General features: G+C 46.2%; 20 protein-coding genes. 1 reads left to right on the top strand and 19 read right to left on the bottom strand.

From position 1 onward, the window contains the following. Positions 1-32: 32 nt before the first annotated feature. The 12 genes from NXM86_RS00885 to spoIIID form a co-directional block, all read right to left on the bottom strand. Positions 33-569: an SGNH/GDSL hydrolase family protein gene (locus NXM86_RS00885; RefSeq protein ID WP_498958437.1), complete on the bottom strand. Its 537-nt coding sequence runs from the start codon at positions 567-569 to the stop codon at positions 33-35. 303 nt (positions 570-872) lie between these two features. Continuing rightward, positions 873-1,571 carry a CpsD/CapB family tyrosine-protein kinase gene (locus NXM86_RS00880; RefSeq protein WP_089098240.1) on the bottom strand — a complete coding sequence of 233 codons (699 nt, stop codon included), beginning with the start codon at positions 1,569-1,571 and terminating at the stop codon, positions 873-875. Then, positions 1,561-2,304, bottom strand: a complete 744-nt coding sequence (locus NXM86_RS00875; protein ID WP_498958435.1) for a YveK family protein — start codon at positions 2,302-2,304, stop codon at positions 1,561-1,563. The genes NXM86_RS00880 and NXM86_RS00875 overlap by 11 nt, the downstream gene beginning before the upstream one ends. A 221-nt stretch (positions 2,305-2,525) precedes the next feature. Then, complete coding sequence (locus NXM86_RS00870) at positions 2,526-2,891, bottom strand: hypothetical protein (protein WP_062678104.1); 366 nt, start codon at positions 2,889-2,891, stop codon at positions 2,526-2,528. Positions 2,892-2,979: 88 nt separating this feature from the next. Further along, a complete protein-coding gene (locus NXM86_RS00865; protein WP_498958434.1) occupies positions 2,980-3,633 on the bottom strand; it encodes a hypothetical protein in 654 nt (217 codons plus the stop codon). A 102-nt stretch (positions 3,634-3,735) separates the two neighbouring features. Beyond that, positions 3,736-4,173, bottom strand: coding sequence for a 3-hydroxyacyl-ACP dehydratase FabZ (gene fabZ / locus NXM86_RS00860; RefSeq protein ID WP_015865286.1), 438 nt, complete (start codon positions 4,171-4,173; stop codon positions 3,736-3,738). Between the two features lie 28 nt (positions 4,174-4,201). Continuing rightward, positions 4,202-4,450 carry a DNA-directed RNA polymerase subunit beta gene (locus NXM86_RS00855; protein WP_015865287.1) on the bottom strand — a complete coding sequence of 83 codons (249 nt, stop codon included), beginning with the start codon at positions 4,448-4,450 and terminating at the stop codon, positions 4,202-4,204. Between the two features lie 12 nt (positions 4,451-4,462). Continuing rightward, positions 4,463-5,314 (bottom strand): flagellar hook-basal body complex protein, encoded by an 852-nt coding sequence (locus NXM86_RS00850; RefSeq protein ID WP_171699357.1) that lies wholly within the window; start codon positions 5,312-5,314, stop codon positions 4,463-4,465. Positions 5,315-5,333: 19 nt separating this feature from the next. Then, positions 5,334-6,170, bottom strand: coding sequence for a flagellar hook-basal body protein (locus tag NXM86_RS00845; protein WP_498958433.1), 837 nt, complete (start codon positions 6,168-6,170; stop codon positions 5,334-5,336). 85 nt (positions 6,171-6,255) lie between these two features. Beyond that, positions 6,256-7,338 (bottom strand): RNA-guided endonuclease InsQ/TnpB family protein, encoded by a 1,083-nt coding sequence (locus NXM86_RS00840; RefSeq protein ID WP_015863580.1) that lies wholly within the window; start codon positions 7,336-7,338, stop codon positions 6,256-6,258. A gap of 191 nt (positions 7,339-7,529) precedes the next feature. Next, on the bottom strand, positions 7,530-8,531 hold the full coding sequence (locus NXM86_RS00835) for a rod shape-determining protein (protein WP_171699358.1): 1,002 nt from the start codon (positions 8,529-8,531) through the stop codon (positions 7,530-7,532). A gap of 140 nt (positions 8,532-8,671) precedes the next feature. Beyond that, positions 8,672-8,908: a sporulation transcriptional regulator SpoIIID gene (spoIIID, locus tag NXM86_RS00830; RefSeq protein WP_498958432.1), complete on the bottom strand. Its 237-nt coding sequence runs from the start codon at positions 8,906-8,908 to the stop codon at positions 8,672-8,674. A 296-nt stretch (positions 8,909-9,204) separates the two neighbouring features. On the opposite strand from spoIIID, the gene NXM86_RS00825 reads away from it, so the two are divergent. Beyond that, complete coding sequence (locus tag NXM86_RS00825; RefSeq protein WP_081188438.1) at positions 9,205-9,693, top strand: BsuPI-related putative proteinase inhibitor; 489 nt, start codon at positions 9,205-9,207, stop codon at positions 9,691-9,693. Positions 9,694-9,751: 58 nt separating this feature from the next. Here NXM86_RS00825 and NXM86_RS00820 read toward each other — a convergent pair whose 3' ends face one another. The 7 genes from NXM86_RS00820 to nuoN form a co-directional block, all read right to left on the bottom strand. Continuing rightward, positions 9,752-11,356, bottom strand: a complete 1,605-nt coding sequence (locus NXM86_RS00820) for a gamma-glutamyltransferase family protein (RefSeq protein ID WP_498958431.1) — start codon at positions 11,354-11,356, stop codon at positions 9,752-9,754. A 127-nt stretch (positions 11,357-11,483) separates the two neighbouring features. Next, entirely contained in the window at positions 11,484-12,392 is a 909-nt protein-coding gene (spoIIQ, locus tag NXM86_RS00815) for a stage II sporulation protein SpoIIQ (RefSeq protein ID WP_062754396.1), read from the bottom strand. A 124-nt stretch (positions 12,393-12,516) separates the two neighbouring features. Beyond that, entirely contained in the window at positions 12,517-13,545 is a 1,029-nt protein-coding gene (gene spoIID / locus NXM86_RS00810) for a stage II sporulation protein D (RefSeq protein ID WP_097354011.1), read from the bottom strand. A gap of 319 nt (positions 13,546-13,864) precedes the next feature. Next, positions 13,865-15,172 (bottom strand): UDP-N-acetylglucosamine 1-carboxyvinyltransferase, encoded by a 1,308-nt coding sequence (gene murA / locus NXM86_RS00805; RefSeq protein ID WP_015865295.1) that lies wholly within the window; start codon positions 15,170-15,172, stop codon positions 13,865-13,867. 31 nt (positions 15,173-15,203) lie between these two features. Further along, positions 15,204-15,965, bottom strand: coding sequence for a YwmB family TATA-box binding protein (locus NXM86_RS00800; protein WP_498958430.1), 762 nt, complete (start codon positions 15,963-15,965; stop codon positions 15,204-15,206). Positions 15,966-16,088: 123 nt separating this feature from the next. Then, positions 16,089-16,331 (bottom strand): DUF1146 family protein, encoded by a 243-nt coding sequence (locus tag NXM86_RS00795; protein WP_015865297.1) that lies wholly within the window; start codon positions 16,329-16,331, stop codon positions 16,089-16,091. Between the two features lie 89 nt (positions 16,332-16,420). Continuing rightward, a complete protein-coding gene (nuoN, locus tag NXM86_RS00790; protein WP_498958429.1) occupies positions 16,421-17,929 on the bottom strand; it encodes an NADH-quinone oxidoreductase subunit NuoN in 1,509 nt (502 codons plus the stop codon). Positions 17,930-17,931 lie beyond the last annotated feature (2 nt).

Genomic DNA, 17,931 nt, shown 5'->3' with positions numbered 1-17,931 from the left:
AAGCGCACCTCATGAAACATGTGGTGCGCGTTTTATTTGGCGATAAAATATCCGATCAAAAAGTCTGCCCATAGCTGGTGGCCTCGTTCATTTGGCAAGTCTGTGTTTTCATTGACAACATCGTTGAGCTCTTCGCTTTTGTAATCCGGCCATGCTTTCCAATGGTCTAAGTAAGTGTATCCTTTTTCTCTCGCGAACGTTTTAAGCTCTTCCACTTGGGTTGGGTAATATGTAGCGTTATAAATCGGATGCGGCGGCTGTAGCATCACCGTCACATCCGGCAATGCGGATTGGATGTTTTGAATGATGGTGTCAATCTGTTGCAACGTATCTTCGATTTCGATGACACCGTTATTGTTTAATATAAATGGCTCCCATAACAAAATATCTGGCTTCGCATCGATGATTTCTTTGTCTACATTCGCCTCTAATGCTTCTTTCGTTGTCATATCTCCATATTCTTTGACGACCACTTCGAATACTTGTTTTGCCGTATGTAGATTCCAATTCGTTTTTGAACAAAGCCGGCCAGCTTTTTTCAGAAGAAGAAATTGCTTGTGAACCGACAATGACAAGCCGCACCGGGTGGTTTGTATGGATCGCATTTTTGATCTTGTTTTGCACTTCGGAAGGCAGCTGAGCTGCATATTTCATCAGCTTGCTTTCATTTTCGATTGCTTCTTGCTTGGGTGCTTCGGCCATCGCCTGCTTCACCGTGTCATCAATTTTTTTCTGCCAATACAGCTGCCCCGCTATAATAAATGACACGCAGCTTACCAAAAGCAACACCGTTAAGAGAAAATTTTTCACGATCACTCTCACCCTCTATGCACCATATCGAAGGCTTCCCATCATCGGGAAGCCTCCCTTCCTTATTTATATCGATAGTAATAGTAGTAGCCGCCTTCGCGGTGTTTCCGTTTGTTCAGCACAACGCCAAGCAGTTTCGCGTTGGCCGCTTCCAATAGTTCCTTCGCTTTTACGGCAGCCTCGATTTCCGTTCCGCCGCTTTCGATGACCAATATTGTCCCATCGCATTGATTCGCTAAAATTTGCGAGTCCGTCACCGCCAACACCGGTGGCGTGTCAAAAATGAGCAAGTCAAATTCGTTATACAGTTGTTGTATGCATTGTTCCATCGTCTTGGAGCTCAGAAGCTCCGCTGGGTTTGGCGGAATGGGGCCGGATGTAAGAACATATAAATTTTCTACACTCGTTTCTTGACATGACGGCAATAACGGCGCGGAGTTGGTTAGTACGTTGGTTAACCCCGTATAGTTGTTTAAGCGAAACGTGTAATGCACCGTCGGCTTGCGTAAATCGGCGTCAATTAACAACACTTTTTTCCCTTGTTGGGCAAAAACGATCGCTAAGTTTGCCGTCGTCGTTGATTTTCCTTCCCCAGGACCTGCCGAAGTGACCATTAGGGAACGCATCGTTTTGTCGACAAACGAGAATTGCACGTTCGTCCGAATCGTCCGGTATTGTTCCGAAATTGGCGATTTCGGGTCTTCCATCGTAATTAAACTTCGCTCTATTTTTTGTATTTTTTTCCGATCTCTACGAGCCAATGGTTTCACCTCTTGTTTTCACCATGCTTACTTGTTTTTTCGCTTTTCTCGATTCTTCCGTCGAAATGACGCTTACTGCACCGAGCACTGGCAGTCCAAGATGTTTTTCGACATCCGTTTCGGTTTTAATCGTGTTATCTAAGTATTCTAGTAGAAAGGCAAGTCCAACGCCTGTCATCAATCCAACGACGAAGGCAATCGCCATATTTAATAATGGTTTCGGTTTAACAGGTTCTTGATTTTCTTTTACCTCTGCTTTAGAGAGTATGCTTACGTTGTCGATATTCATAATTTTGACGATTTCGTTTTTAAAGACGTCTGCCGTTTTGTTGGCGATTTTGGCGGCCATGGCAGGATCCGGGTCTTGAACGGTCACCGAGAACACTTGCGAATCTTTTTCACTTGAAACTTGGATTTGTCCGTTGAGCTCATCCACCGTGCGGTCCAAGTTTAATTCTTCTTTTACTTTTTCGAGAATTGTCGGGCTTTTGATAATGACGCTATACGTATTAATCAACTGCACGTTCGTTTGAATTTCGTTATAATTGTATAACTGCTGTTCCGATTTTGCCTGGTTGACTAAGATTTGTGTCGATGCTTGATAAATCGGCGTTAAAAAAAAGTAGCTGACTACGCCGCTTATAATTGTCGCTAAGGCAGTAATGAGTACGATAAGCATTAAACGTTTCCGCAATGTTTCGAATAGTTCGCGCAGGCTGATGGTTTCTTCCATAATGATGATTATACCTCCTAGAAATAAATCCCTTGTCGTCTAACAAATATCATACCGTAACCATTATAAACGATAAGGATAGATATATCTAGGCAACATTTTTCCTCTGTAGCTAAGAAAGCGTTCACAATATGGTTATAGCTTGGTCGTCCGCTGACAAAATCGCGACTTCGCATAAATAAAATAAGGTTGCCCCTTGCTTGTAGGGCAACCTTGTTTCGTTATTCGTCTTTATTGTCTTTATCGTTTGTATCTTGCGGGTCTTCGATTGGGTCTTCACGGTCCGGAACGTTATCGTTTTCATCATCGCCTGGTGTGTTGTTCGTATCGTCGCCTGGCGGCAATTGGTCGTTTTTATTGTCGTTGAGATCGCCGTTATTGTTCATATTGTTGTCGGCGTCATCGTTTTGATTGATGTCGTCCGCCGGGTTCATGTCCCGATCGTTGATGTTGTTATTGTCATTTTGATCCACGTTGTTGTTTGGCGGCGGCGGATTGTCGTTGTCATTGTCACCATTGCAGCCAGCCGCAATGAATAGGGCGACGAAAGCGCTGAACAGTTTGAATAAAAGCCACTTTTTCTTCATCGGTTCTTCTCCTTTCTGGGAATGTTGTTGACCTTATGTAAAGACCGGTCCTTGCTTATGTTTCCCAGAAAGGAGAAATTCATGCATTTTATGAGGAATTTTGTATCATTCGTTTGAGGTCTTTGAGTTCGGTTTCTTGCGCGAGAGAACGATAGGAGAGGGTTTCGATCATCCGGTCGTGGCGCTGTAATTTCTCGTTTATTTCTTCATATCGTTCATCGATATGGTGGGTAATTGTGTCAAAATAAGGAGCTAAGTTGTCAATGATACTTTGAGAAAGTTTGTCGATGGTTTGTTCGACCCGCACTTGCCCCTCCTGGAGTTCAGCAACCGCCTTCTGCAACGTGCGAACATCGGACTTTAGCTGTTGTTGGCCTAAGTGAAGTTCACGTACATCCGATTCCAGCTGCTTTTGGCCTGCGCGAAGCTCGCGAATGTCCGATTCTAATTGCTTTTGGCCTGCGCGAAGCTCGCGAATGTCCGATTCTAATTGCTCTTGGCCTGCGCGAAGCTCGCGAATGTCCGATTCTAATTGCTTTTGACCTGCGCGAAGCTCGCGAATGTCCGATTCTAATTGCTTTTGACCTGCGCGCAGCTCGCGAATGTCCGATTCTAATTGCTTTTGACCTGCGCGCAGCTCGCGAATGTCCGATTCTAATTGCTTTTGGCCTTGCTTCACTTCGTTTAGATCCACACGCATTTCTTTCAACTCAAAAAGAATTTGTTCCATCAGCCGCTCCACCGTCTCCTCACCTCCTTCTTGACGTCCATTTTACCACAAAAATCAGCTTTCCCGGACAAACAAAATAGGCTCTCCTTTCGCTGCCGAAAGGAGAGCGAGGCATCAGTCGTTTTTCTTGTCGCCAAGCGCAAACATAATTTCCGTTTCGCACACGAGTTCGCCGTCCACTGTCGCGACACCTTTTCCTTTGCCGATCGGGCCTTTGGCGCGGATGATTTCGACTTCAAGGCGAAGCTGGTCGCCTGGTTTTACTTGCTTTTTAAAGCGGCAGTTGTCGATGCCGGTGAAAAAGGCGAGGCGTCCGCGGTTTTCTTCTTTTTTCAGCATCGCCACCGCGCCGACTTGCGCCAATGCCTCGACGATTAAGACGCCAGGCATGACCGGATATTCCGGAAAATGGCCGACGAAAAATGATTCGTTGGCGCTGACGTTTTTGATGCCGACGGCGCGTTTTCCTTCTTCAATTTCCAAGATGCGGTCCACTAATAAAAACGGATAGCGGTGCGGAATGATCGCTTGAATTTGTTGGATGTCAAGCATACATAGTCTCCTTTCTATGTTCGCCTTGTTATTGCTTCTCGACAAAATCGATGATGTGCTGCCATGTCGAGCGTTTAAAGACATCAAACGGGCTGCCGTCGCCGATCACGCCATAGCCGATCATCGCGCCAGCGGCAAGACTCACCGTCATCAGGACAAAAACGATCACGAGGCGAAGCCAAATCGGAATGAGGCGGGTGCGCTGAAATTTGCGGCGGTGCTCTGTCTTCGCTTCTTCTTTATGCTCTTGTTTTTCTTCTTGGTGTTGTTCATTCATATAAATGTCCCCTTATGATGAACGGATTCCGTTAATTAAACCAAGCATTTGGTCGGAAAGGGAAATCGCGCGGGCATTCAATTGGTACGAGCGCTCCGTGATCATCATATCGGTTAATTCCGTGCCAAGGTCGACGTTCGATTGTTCGAGAGCGCCCTGCGTCATGCTGATTTGATTGCGCAAATTGCCGATCATGTTCACCGCGACATCGGTTTCATTGACGTTCAGCGCGTTTAAATCCGGGAGGGTAAATATATTATCGCCGACCGATTGCAACAGCTGCGGCCGCAATATCGTTGTAATGCCGATATTGGCTCTTCTCATCACACGGCCGTCGGAAGCGACAGCGGTAATGGTGCCATTATTGGAAATTGTAATGTTTTTAAAGCCTTCCGGAAGCAAAATCGGCGCATTGTTTTCGTCAAGCACTGGATGGCCATCGCTTGTGACCAGCATCAGCTCATTTGGATTTTCAGCGGACGGAGTTAAATAAAATGCGCCAGATCTTGTATAGCCGATTTCTTGCGCGCCATTTTCTCCTTGGACGAGGACGCGGAAAAATTGTCCTTCTTTTGCAAGGGCAACGTCTAAGGCGCGGTCCGTTTTCGTCAGCGCCCCTTGTGCAAGCACGAGGTTTGTTTCGGCAAGGCGCGCGCCGACGCCGTACCGTACGCCGTTTGGGGTAAGGCGAGTGGCCTTGTCATTTGGTAAATTCGTAAATTGTTGGGCAAGCAGTTCGCCGAAGTTCGTTTCGCGCCGTTTAAATCCGGTTGTGTTGCTGTTGGCGATGTTGTTGCTAATGACGTCGAGCTGCTGCCCGAGCTGCGCCATCGTATTGGCAGCGGTAATCATCGAACGTAACACGTATTGATCCCCCTACTCGTTATTTGAGCCGACCGATTTCGTTCACGGCTTTATCCATGCTTCGATCATAAGCTTGTACGATTTTTTGGTTTGCTTCAAAAGCGCGGTATGCAGAAAGCATTTCCGTCATCGCGCGGTTGAAGTCTACGTTTGCCCGTTCTAAAAAGCCTTGTTTCAGCGTGTATGTAATGTTCGGGTTGCCAAGTGCGCTCGGCAAGACGCCGTTTTCGCTGCGGAATAAGCCGTTTCCTTCTTTGACAAGCGTATTTGGATTCGCCGCAAAAGCGATGTTAATTCTTGCGATGCGGGTGTTGTTTGCGACAATCGTTCCATCGGCGTTCACGGCAAAATTCGTGCTTGGGAGCTCGATGCGCCGGCCGTTTTCATCTAATACGTACCAGCCGTCATTGGTCGTTAAAAAACCTTGTGGATTCAAGGTGAAATTGCCGTTTCTCGTATAGCGGATGTCACCGTTTTCGTTTTGCACGACGAAAAACAGCGTTCCTTCCTTCCCTGTTTCCGCATCAACAGGAAGCGTCCCGTTGATCAGCGCAATGTCGGTTGGCTGTCCGGTTTCTTTTATATCGCCTTGGCGGAAATTCGGGATGAGTTCTTGCATATAGACGCCTGTGTTGATCGAACCAATCGTTGGCTGCAACGGAAATGAACGCGGCGTTTTCGTTGGCACGGTTGCCTTGTCCAATCGCGAAAGAAGCAGTTCCGGAAATGCGCGCAATGCCGCCTGGTCAGACTTGTATCCAGGCGTATTGGCGTTGGCGATATTGTTTGTCCACATTTCGATGCGGCGCTGCTGGGCCATCATGCCGCTGGCCGCGGTATAAAACCCTCGCAACAAGGGATGTCACCTCGCATGTGGTCATATATTACCATTATAAGACAGTCAACTACCCAACGGCTAAAGCCGTGGGCTTGCAACTAGCCTAATTGGCTGCCGCGTTCGGCTGGTTGACAGCAGCCCTGCGGATGTTTTCCGCAGCCACGTTGTCGGCAGGGGCAGCGTACCCACAAGCTCGACAACAAAACTGATCCCTTGACGGTCTGTTTTCTTTGGCCACATGTCCGCAAACCGGACAGGTGCGGGAAGTATTTTTTGGATGAACCAATACCACCGGCACGCCAGCGATCGCCGCTTTATACTCAATAAACTTTCTCAACTGATAAAAAGACCAAGAAGAGTGTTGACGACGCTGTTGCTTTTTAACCGTTTTCTCGGTGCGTTGGCGGATGCCCTTTAAATCTTCAAGGGCAATGCCGCATCCGAGTGCCTTTGCCTTTTCAACAATCTTCTTGCTAATGCAGTGGTTCACATCACGGGCAAATAGTTTTTCCTTCTTGGAACGCTTTTTAAGCAGGCGTTTCGCTGACTTGGTGCCTTTCTTTTGGAGTTTGGCGCGAAGTTTCGCATGGCGGCGGCGCAGCCCGTTGACCTTCGAGCCGGAAAATACCTCACCGGTGCTATCGACGGCGATATTAATGATGCCAAGGTCCACACCGATAAATCCGTTTTCGGAATTGGGCTGGCCTTCGGGAACATCCACCACGAGCAGTAAATAAAAAATACCGTTTTGAAGGACTAAATCGGCTTGACCCCGAACACGGTTGCCGCACAGCAAACCTTGATGGTAGCGGCTAATGACCATAGGGATTTCCATTCTTCCTTGCAAGGTAAGGATGGAAGCATACTCTAACCCTTTAAAGGACAGGATTCTTTCATCATACACGATGGCACCGGTTTCTTTAAAGTTATGCAAGGTTTTTTTATCCAAACGATAGCTTTCCGACACTTTGCCGATGGCACGAACGGTCATTTGGGCAGAGAGGCCAAATTTTTCCCTGACGTCATAGTAGCAAAGCCGCTGGATTTTCGTTTTGGAAAAGGTTCTGGAGCGAAAAGCAATCTCGCTAATATAGTTGCATGCTTGGTTAAACCGTTTCATTGTTTCCAGCAGCGCATGAAACTGTTCAAGAGTTGGCATTAATTTAATCTTGAGAGTGCAGAGCATTCTTGATTCACCTACCTTTCTAAATCCAGTGTACTTATATTGAACGAAAAATTCAATATATACTGAAAATATAACCCCCGCCTTCCTTCCACAGCTAAAGCAGTGGGCTTCCGGCGGATGTTCTCGTGAGGCGAAAAAAGCGAATAGGTACCAATTCCTAACGGCATCTATTCGCTTTGTTCATCAAAAAATTACGCAAAACTTTGCTTTGGCGCGCGGTCGATGTTTTCAAGCATGAGCCCCGTTCCGAGCGCAACGCAATCCATCGGATTTTCCGCGATAAGCACAGGTACTTTTAGTTCCTCGGCAAGCAACTGGTCAATGCCGTGCAACAGCGCGCCACCGCCCGTTAAAATAATGCCGCGGTCAATAATATCGGCTGACAATTCTGGTGGGGTGCGCTCTAATACGCTTTTGGCAGCTTGTACAATCATCGCGACCGATTCACGAAGCGCTTTTTCAATTTCCCCAGAGCGGATCGTGATCGTGCGCGGCAAGCCTGTGACAAGATCGCGGCCCCGGACGTCAATTTCCTCATCACGTGCGCCTGGGAATACAGTTGCGACTTTGATTTTAATTTCTTCTGCGGTTCGCTCCCCAATTAACAGCTTATATTCCCGCTTGATGTAATGCAAAATTTCCATGTCAAACTTGTCCCCAGCCATTTTAATGGAGGAGGCGGTGACAATGTCTCCCATTGAGAGGACTGCCACATCGGTTGTGCCACCGCCAATATCGACTACCATATTCCCACATGGCTGGAAAATATCCATTCCCGCGCCAATGGCCGCTACTTTTGGCTCTTCTTCTAAGTAAATTTTTTTGCCGCCGCTTTTTTCCGCTGCCTCTTTGATCGCTTTCCGTTCCACCGATGTCGTATTCGACGGGCAACAAATTAAAATGCGCGGTTTGGCGAAAAAGCCTTTGACGTTGAGCTTGTTTAAGAAGTATTTCAACATCGCTTCCGTGATGTCGAAATCGGCGATTACTCCATCTTTTAGCGGCCGAATGGCAACGATATTCCCAGGAGTACGCCCTACCATTCGTCTCGCTTCTTCGCCGACAGCCAGCACCTTGTTTGTATTTTTATCAATCGCGACAACGGACGGCTCATTTAACACGATTCCTTTTCCCTTGACAAAAATGAGTACGTTCGCCGTGCCAAGGTCAATCCCAATATCCCTCGAGAACATATATGATCCTCCTTGCCTTTACCCTCGAATCACTCCTAATTGGTTATTTTACCATATTTTATAGGAGAATCATACTATTTTTGTTACGAAGGTATGACGCAAGGTGGAAAACTTCCTAGTTATTTTCACGGCTTGTTTTTTTATTTTTTCTTTGTCGCTTCCCCCCCGCGCAAATGGCGAATCGATTTATGGTAATCGAGAATTTGTTTGACTTCCTGTGCCAGCTCCGGGTTAATTTCAGGGAGCCGCTCTGTTAAATCTTTGTGAACCGTACTTTTGGAAACCCCGAATTCTTTCGCGATCACGCGAACGGTTTTCCTCGTCTCCACGATGTACTTTCCAATCTTGATAGTACGCTCTTTGATGTAATCGTGCACACCACTCGCCCTCCCTAAGTTGGATGTGAGGAGTGTGAAATGAGACTCGCCTCGTGGATGATGAAAACCACTTCTGCTTGTGCATTTTAGAAACATCTAGAGCTTGTATCCGTGCTGTTATGAACGATCCCCACCTCAAACACTCTCGTTGTTGTTCAATTTGTAACAGTTTATTAGACAAATCGGGCATATATGCCAGAAATATCAAGGAGGACAAGGATTTTTTCATAATTTTTTTCGTTTCTTGTAACAAGATGAAAAATGGGGACGACTATATATAGAAAGGAGTGAGCTTTATGGGAAAAGGACGGATGATCGGACTAGCGGGCATCGCTGTGGGGGTGGCGGCAATCAGTATGCTTTTTTCCAACAATGGAGGAGAACGGCCAAAGGCAAAAGATGAGGCTTCGCAAGCAAAATCGCAAGTAGAGCGAGGGATGAGCAATGGGACGCTCAAACCTTCATTAACGTATGAGAAAAAAGATGGAAATTACGTGGTGACATTTACGGTAAAAAATCAAACCGATCGCGTGCAAACAGTGACGTTTACGAGCGGAAAAAAATATGATTACATTTTGTACCGCGACGGAAAAAAAGTGAAACAGTTCAGCGAAGGGAAAATGTTTACGCAAATTTATGAAGAACGTCCGTTAAAACAAGGAGAAGCGCTCGTTTTTACCGAAACGTTTGCCGATTTGCCAAAAGGAAATTACAAGCTCGAATGGTGGCTTGCGGATAAAAATTGGCCAAACGCAAAAGCGACGATTATGTTTACGGTAGAATAAGCATATGAAAACCTGCCTCTTTCCAACAAGGCAGGTTTCGTTTTTAAGATGATTTCTTTTACCATGCGGCGATCGTTCCATCCGTGCGCGGCTCTGTACCGCCAGCGAGCACTCCTGTGCGCGGATTCCGCCAAATGATTTGACCGCGCCCGAATGTCCCGGAATCGAGGGAAACATGGATTTCATGCCCTTTTCGTGCCAGCGCTTCGGCAATATGGCGAGGGAAATGAGGTTCGACGAGCACCTTTCTTCCTTCGACCCATTGCCATCTTGGCGCATCGAGCGCCGCTTGCGGATTGAGATGGAAGTCAATCATGTTCATCACGACTTGCAAGTGCCCTTGCGGCTGCATAAATGCGCCCATGACGCCGAACGGTCCGACCGGCTCGTTCCCTTTGGTTAAAAACCCCGGAATGATCGTGTGGTACGGTTTTTTCCTTGGGGCCAGCCGGTTTACATGATGTTCATCAAAGGAAAAATTATGCCCGCGGTTTTGCAGTGCGATGCCTGTACCTGGAACAACAAGGCCGGAGCCAAATCCCATATAATTGCTTTGAATGAACGACACCATATTGCCGTCGCCGTCCGCCGCTGCTAAATAGACCGTCCCTCCTTTTGGAGGCGTTCCCGGCTTTGGAAGCAATGCTTCTTCGCCAATAAGCGCCCGTCTCGTTTCGGCAAACGAATCAGACAACAATTCCTCGACGCGATGCTCCATATGCTTGCGGTCCGTGATATACGCCCGTCCGTCGGCAAACGCCAGTTTCATCGCCTCGATTTGCTGGTGGTATGTCGTGATCGTTGGAACTTCCGGAACGTCGAATCCTTTCATGATGTTTAATGCCATTAATGCGACAAGCCCTTGACCGTTCGGCGGGATTTCCCATACGTCATAACCACGGTAATGAACCGAAATCGGCTCGACCCATTCCACTTCATATTCCGCTAAATCATCGATGTCTAAAAATCCGTTATATTGTTTGGAATAGGCCGCGATTTTTTCCGCTAATTCGCCGCGGTAAAAGCTTTCCGCATTCGTTTCCGCAATGAGGCGAAGCGTATTGGCATGATGTTTGGACGCCCATATTTCCCCGATTTTTGGAGCGCGTCCGTTTGGCGCGAACGTTTCAAACCAGCTTGCAAACTCCGGGTCTTTTAACATTTTTTGATATGTTTGAAATGCGGCCTGCCAGTGCTTCCCTAACGTCGGGGAAACCGGATAGCCGTTTTCCGCGTAGTCAATGGCGGGTTTTAACACTTCGGTAAGCGGCAGCTTCCCGAATCGTTCGGATAACGCGGCCCACGCCGCCGGCGCGCCTGGGACGGTGACCGGAATCCAGCCGTGTTTTGGAATTTCTTTATATCCGCGCTCTTTTACTGCTTCGATAGAAATCGACTTCGGCGAGTACCCGCTTGCATTTAATCCATAAAGCTTTCCGTTCGTCCAAACGATCGCGAACGCATCGCTGCCGATGCCGTTGGATGTTGGCTCCACCACCGTTAAGCACGCGGCGGCCGCAATCGCCGCATCGATGGCATTTCCGCCTTTTTTTAGTATTTCTAGCCCCGCTTGCGCCGCGAGCGGCTGTGATGTCGCCACCATGCCGTTTGCCGCAAACGTCGTCATCCGCTGTGACGGATACGGATAGTGTAAATAGTCCATTGCATTCCCCCTATACCAGTGAATCTATCGCTATTATTCGCTTTCCGAAATGTTTTTCCTTTTTTTATAGTTCTATAAAAAAATCGCCTGCTTCCCTCCATCTAATAGGAAGGAAACAGGCGATGGTTTACGTTCTTGCCATGCCGATCGAGGCGTCTGGCGTTTTGTAAGATTGTTCATCGCTCGGTGTCGTTGTTTCTTCATCGGTTGATTGTTCCGTTGACGGCGTTTCTTCATTCAACTGGCTTTGTTCATCAGATGTTGTTTGTTCGTTTTCTTTTGTTTGTTCATCGGTTGACGTTGCATTGTTTTGTTCAGTCGCGTTTTCGTTTCCAGCTTTTTGTTCCGTTAGCGCTGTAAACGGTTGGTCAATGTAATCGATCGGGTTGACCGGCTTATTGTCTTTGCGGATTTCAAAGTGAGCATGAATGCCGGCTTCCTGGTTAAATTGGCTTTGTCCTGCTTTTCCGATCACTTGTCCCTGTTTTACCGTATCTCCAGCTTTCACTTTCACATCGGCAAGCGATTGGTAAACGGTGACGATGCCGTTTTCATGCTCGATTTCCACGACATGACCTAAAATCGGGTCTTTTTCCGCTTTGGTTACTGTACCGCTTAACGAAGCAGTAACATCAAACGCTTTGCCGTCCTTTCTCACGATATCGATTCCGCGGTTTGGATGATACGTATTATCATAAAAGACAAGAGCTGCTTCCTGTTCTTCTTTTGACGCATGGTAATCGTAGAACGGTTTTTGGATTTCCACGGAATTTGGATCAAGAACCGGCATCGCGAATTTTTCTACCGCTTCGTTGACTGGAACGGCCGGCTCATTTTGTTGCGAAGTACCTGCTTGGCTGTATTCGTATTCGTCTTTTTTAGTTTTTTCGTCCTGTTTGTTTTGGAACCAGAGCGCTCCTGCTACAATGAGGGCGGCGCATGTTAAATAGATAGCTGGAAACACCCAACGCTTTCTGAACAAACGTTGTAAACTTGGTTTCTTTGGAGAAATTGGATTCTTTTCTTCCTCTCTCATGTTCATCACCTCAGCAACCATTTTGAACAGAAAGAGGAAAATATATACACGAAAAAACAATTTTTTCATTTATTTTTTGAAAAAATACGTTATTTTATGCAAAAAAATAGAGGCATCTTGGCCTCTATTTTTTCACCGTCAGCTTATTTAAAAAAGCGGTCGCAGAAGAAATTTTCACTCCCCGATAATAATATTTGACGATTTGATCGTATGTCTTCCCTTCCTTCGCCATAAAATTGGCGCCGTATTGGCTCATGCCGACACCATGCCCGTATCCTTTTGTCGTGATGACGATTTGATCGCCTTTTCGAACCCATGTAAAATCGGTGGATGTTAAATCTAATTTTTCTCGTACTTCTCTTCCTTTTAGTTTTTTCCCGTTAATCTCTACAACATCGACACGTTTCCCCGGCGTACGCGATAAAATGACGCCAACCGAGCCGTTTTCCGGTAGTTTCACTCCTAGTTTTCGTTCAAATTCCGCCACCGAAATTACCTTTTGGTGATAGAATTTGGGCGACTTTTTATCCCACGGGCTAGCAACGCTTTTTAAGTATGGAAATTCGTTTTGCCAATACGCTTCGGAATTTTCGGTAAAACCGTTGCTTGTTGAAAAAAACGACGCTTCAATCGGTTTATTGTCGTATGTTAAAATTTGCCCGCTTGTTGCTTGTACCGCTTCTGTAATCTTTTTTATTTTCCATTCATAATCGCTTCCCCATAGACGCTTTAATTCGTCATTGCTGTAGTACACTTGATGCATGACCGTATCAGTCACATTCGCTCCTTTTGGCAGGCTGATTGGTTGATCATTTAATAATTGTTTGACAATGTACGTTCTGGCGGTAAGCGCTTGTGCTTTTAGTGCTTCCATTTCAAATTCCGCCGGCATTTCCGCTGCGACAACGCCGATGACATATTGTTCAAGCGGAATCCGTTCAATCCGCTTTTCTTTACTGCGGTATACCGCTACTTCCACGGCCGGTCCGTTTTCGGTTGCTTTTACGTTTGGCACTTTCTCCTGTTTGCGAAGCTCTTCAGCCAATTTTCCAACCTCACCGTCGTTAAATGGAATTACTAGCACTGTTGGAATGAGCAATACGACGACAAATAAAAAAGAAAGGAGTGCGATAAGTGGTTTTATACGTTTCATATACTCCGAGCCCCCAATATTCATTTTCCAAGCACAAGCGTATATCCGTTCCCAGTTAGGCGCTAGCTGCATATTTGCACTTAGGGACACTTGGTTTGTGCTTTTGTTCGTTATATAGTTATGGGCTCGGACAAGTATATATGACAACTTCTTTTCATTCGCTCCTTTGCATCTGATAGGACGTGTATTTTTCGCCGTATACAGAAATTCTTGCGCGCGCATGAAGCAAGAATCGCTCGGGCATGGCGGCAGCTTTTCCAATGCCAAAAAAATAAAAACGACCATTCACTACATATGTAGTTGACGGTCGTTTTTATTTTTATATGTTGAGATCCTTCACTTTTACATCCTCTGCCGCCGTTTCGCTTTCGTCATTGACACGCTCGATGTCGGCACCAAGCGCCGCTAGTTTCTCATGAAAGCGAACATATCCGCGGTCGAGGTGTCTTAATTCGGTCACGCGCGTATAGCCTTCCGCCGCTAAGCCGGCTAAAATTAACGCCGCCGCTGCCCGCAAATCGGTAGCAGCTACTTCCGCGCCTTGCAAATTGCAAGGACCGTTAATAATAACAGAACGTCCTTCAATTTTAATGTCGGCATTCATGCGGCGAAATTCTTCCACATGCATAAAGCGGTTTTCAAATACCGTTTCCGTAACCATACTGGTACCTTCTGCTTTAAGCAGCAATGCCATCATTTGTGACTGCATATCCGTTGGAAAACCTGGATACGGCATTGTTTTAATGTCCACCGCTTTTAATTTTTCTGGACCTATTACCCGCAGTCCATTTCCTTCTTCGATAATAGTGACACCCATTTCTTCCATTTTGGCAATCAAGGAACTTAAATGTTCTGGAACAGCACCTTGTACAAGGACGTTTCCGCCTGTAATTGCCGCAGCAACCATAAACGTACCTGCTTCGATGCGATCAGGAATAACCGTATGAGTCGTGCCAGTCAGCTGGTCTACCCCTTCGATGCGAATCGTGCCGGTTCCAGCTCCGCGCACTTTCGCTCCCATTGCATTTAAAAAGTTTGCCAAATCGACAATTTCCGGTTCTTTGGCGCAGTTTTCAATAATGGTGGTGCCTTCCGCTAATACCGCGGCCATCATAATATTTTCTGTTGCTCCAACGCTTGGAAAATCTAAATAAATTTTTGCGCCGCGCAATCTTCCTTTTACTTCGGCATCAATAAATCCGTTTCCGACTTTTACGTGGGCGCCCATCGCTTCAAAGCCTTTTAAATGTTGGTCAATCGGGCGCGAACCGATCGCACAGCCTCCTGGCAGCGCCACGCGGGCGCGGCCATTTCGGGCAAGCAATGATCCCATCACAAGCACCGATGCCCGCATTTTACGCACATATTCAAACGGCGCTTCGAACTTTAGCTCTTGCGACGCATCGACAGTGATCGTATTTTCCTCTATTTTTACATCCGCGCCTAAATAACGCAGTACTTCACTGATTGTATATACATCGGAAAGAGCAGGCACATCATGAATAACACTTTTCCCATTACTGGCTAATAATGTTGCGGCGATCACAGGCAAAACGGCATTTTTCGCTCCTTCTACTTTTACGGTGCCGCTTAACCGGTTTCCGCCACGGACGATGATCTTTTCCAAGGTATTCCCCTCCGCGTCCAATTTCTCTATATTAATATTCAATCGTAATGATTGGGGTTCCAATGACGACAGCCGTCTTCCCGCCCAATCTTTCTCGCAATGCAAGTTGAATGTTCATTGGCTGATGTTTGCTAGTTGGAAGAACGTATTCCCACTGCCCAGTATATGCAGACAGGGAAACAAATGACTCTTCTTGTAATGATTCAACTGGTGTTGCTTGAAATTCTCTTAGAAAATGTAAAGCACTGTAGAACAAACCACCTTCCATATTATCACTGAAATCCCCTTTGATACAAGTGAAAAATGTAGGCTGCTTCACAAATAATTGGCTCGACTTTTTCTCTATCGTTTCGACAATTTTTTTCCATATTTTTTCGCTCCAATCTACTCCTTTGAGTTCATAGAGGATATACGTTTGGGGCTTGTCCTTTGTGTCGGTCATGACGAGTTGAATTTTTTCTTGAAAGAAGGGGCGGTTGTATATACCCGTTGCTTTTTTCATATGGTGGTTTGCCTCAAAATGCCAATGAAAGGCGCGGTTTTCGCTTTTGAGTTCGTCTAGCTTTTTAAAAAAAGTTGCATCATTTCGAATATGCGGGGCATACTCTCTTGTGTAAACAGTCCATTGTTCAATTTCTACTTCATTGTCTTCTAAAACGCGCGCGATCGTTTTTAATGGCTGAAGGGACTCGTTCCCCATCGCTTCTCCGGATGAATATTGATACATTCCAATAATCATGATAAATAATGATGTCCATAAAAAAATGAATGGACGCACTTGTCTTTTTTTCATATCCGTTTCACTTCCTCTCCTTAATTGTTATTGTTGCCAGATCGGAAGTGAACATACATAAAAAAAATCGACAATAACCAAAAATGAAAGCGCTGTCAGTTAAAAAAAGCGAGTAATATGGCATTACTCGCCTCCAAATAGAAACGGGAGTTGTTTCGACCATGATAAATAGTCAAGAAAAAAGTTGGCCACCGTCGAACCGATCATAATCGTCAATAAAATATAAAGCAATCGTCCCTGAAATACACGGTTTGGTTTGATGATCATCTCGAGCCGAACTCCTTGTAATGTCCACCACGTAATGGCGATAAACACGAGATGGACAACAATGCTTACTAACGCCTGCTGGCCCAGCATGGGCATCATCGTTTTTCACTCCTTTCTTTCCATCCATTACTTCGCGGTTTGGCGATAAAAGAAGAAGGGGGAATGGAATAACCCCCTTTATTGTAACGCTATTGAAGGAAATCGCTAAAGTGATCGAATTGTTCAAGAAAGTGATAAGCTAGCCCTGGAACGACACCGAATAGCAACGTGCCAAGCGCGCAAATGACAACAACGATCGCCAGCCCGATCGATAGTCTCACCGATGATGTCTCATCGGCAGGGCGGAAAAAGATTTGCACAAAAATGCCAAAATAGTATACATACGATATAACCGTTGCAGCGATCATCACCGCGGCAAGCACATAATGACCCGGCTCTGTCATGAGCGCCCCGAGGAAAATGTTCAATTTTCCGATGAAACCAGCCGTACCCGGGATTCCCGCAAGCGACAGCAAGAAAATTCCCATCGCAACCGCTAAAAGCGGGTTTCGCTGATAAAGGCCGGCAAAATGGCTGAGATCATCGGAATCGGCTTCGTCAGATATTCGTTGCAATATCGCAAATGCGCCAAGATTCATGAACAAATACGCAAGCAAATAAAACCAAATCGAATCGATCATGACCCATGACATCGCCGCAAAACCGACAAGAATATATCCGGCGTGGGCAATGCTCGAATAAGCAAACAGCCGCTTCATGCTCCGCTGCTTTAACGCTATCGTATTTCCAATGATCATCGTTGCCCCGGCTAAAAAGGCGATATAATCTTGCATCGAAAACAATAGCGAAGACGGATCTTTTCCTTGCGCCGGCGCTTGGGCAAAGATAGTGATAAACAATCGTAAAACGATGACAAACCCGGCCGTTTTCGAAACGACGCTTAAAAACGCGGTAACAGGAGTCGGCGCTCCTTGATAGACATCCGGCGTCCACATATGGAACGGAACGGATGAAATCTTAAACGATAAACCGACAAGCATCATCAAGAACGCAATCGCCAAGATGTATTGGTATCCGCTATCGGTTAGCTTCTGTACCTCTAAGGCAATTTCTTTTATGTTCGTCGTGCCTGTTAAGCCGAAAATATAGCTCATCCCAAACAGCGTAATCGCTGTCGAAATCCCGCCGTTAATCACATATTTCATCGCCGATTCGTTTGCCTGCATCGATGTTTTTCGTATTCCTGCCAAGATATAAGAGGAAATCGATAATAGCTCTAGCCCGACAAACAAGGTGATTAAATCGCCGCTAGAGGCCATGATCATCGCGCCAAGCAAGGCGCAAAGCAATAAATAGTAGAATTCCCCGCGATCTTTTAACCCTTCTTTTGGGCGATAATCAAACGCAAGCAACAGCGAAAGCGCTCCGCCTGCTAATAAAAGAAGCTTAAAGGCTTTGCCAAACGCGTCTAAGCGAAACGTATCGTTCAAAATCGAAACTGCTTTGGCCGGAATAAGTCCGATTGTCGCGATCAACGCAATGGCAACTCCAACAAAAGCAATCCATGCAAGCGGACGGCGGTCTTTATCATCCGGCATAAACAGGTCCATCAGCGAGAGAATGAGCGCCGTTCCAAGAACGATGAATTCCGGTGTCATCATCCCCCATTTATATTGCAATAATGTATGCATGCTCATTT

The organism is Geobacillus sp. CX412, from assembly GCF_027942335.1.
GTDB classification, from domain to species: Bacteria; Bacillota; Bacilli; order Bacillales; family Anoxybacillaceae; genus Parageobacillus_B; species Parageobacillus_B toebii.
This window is presented reverse-complemented; position numbering and strand designations above follow the sequence as displayed.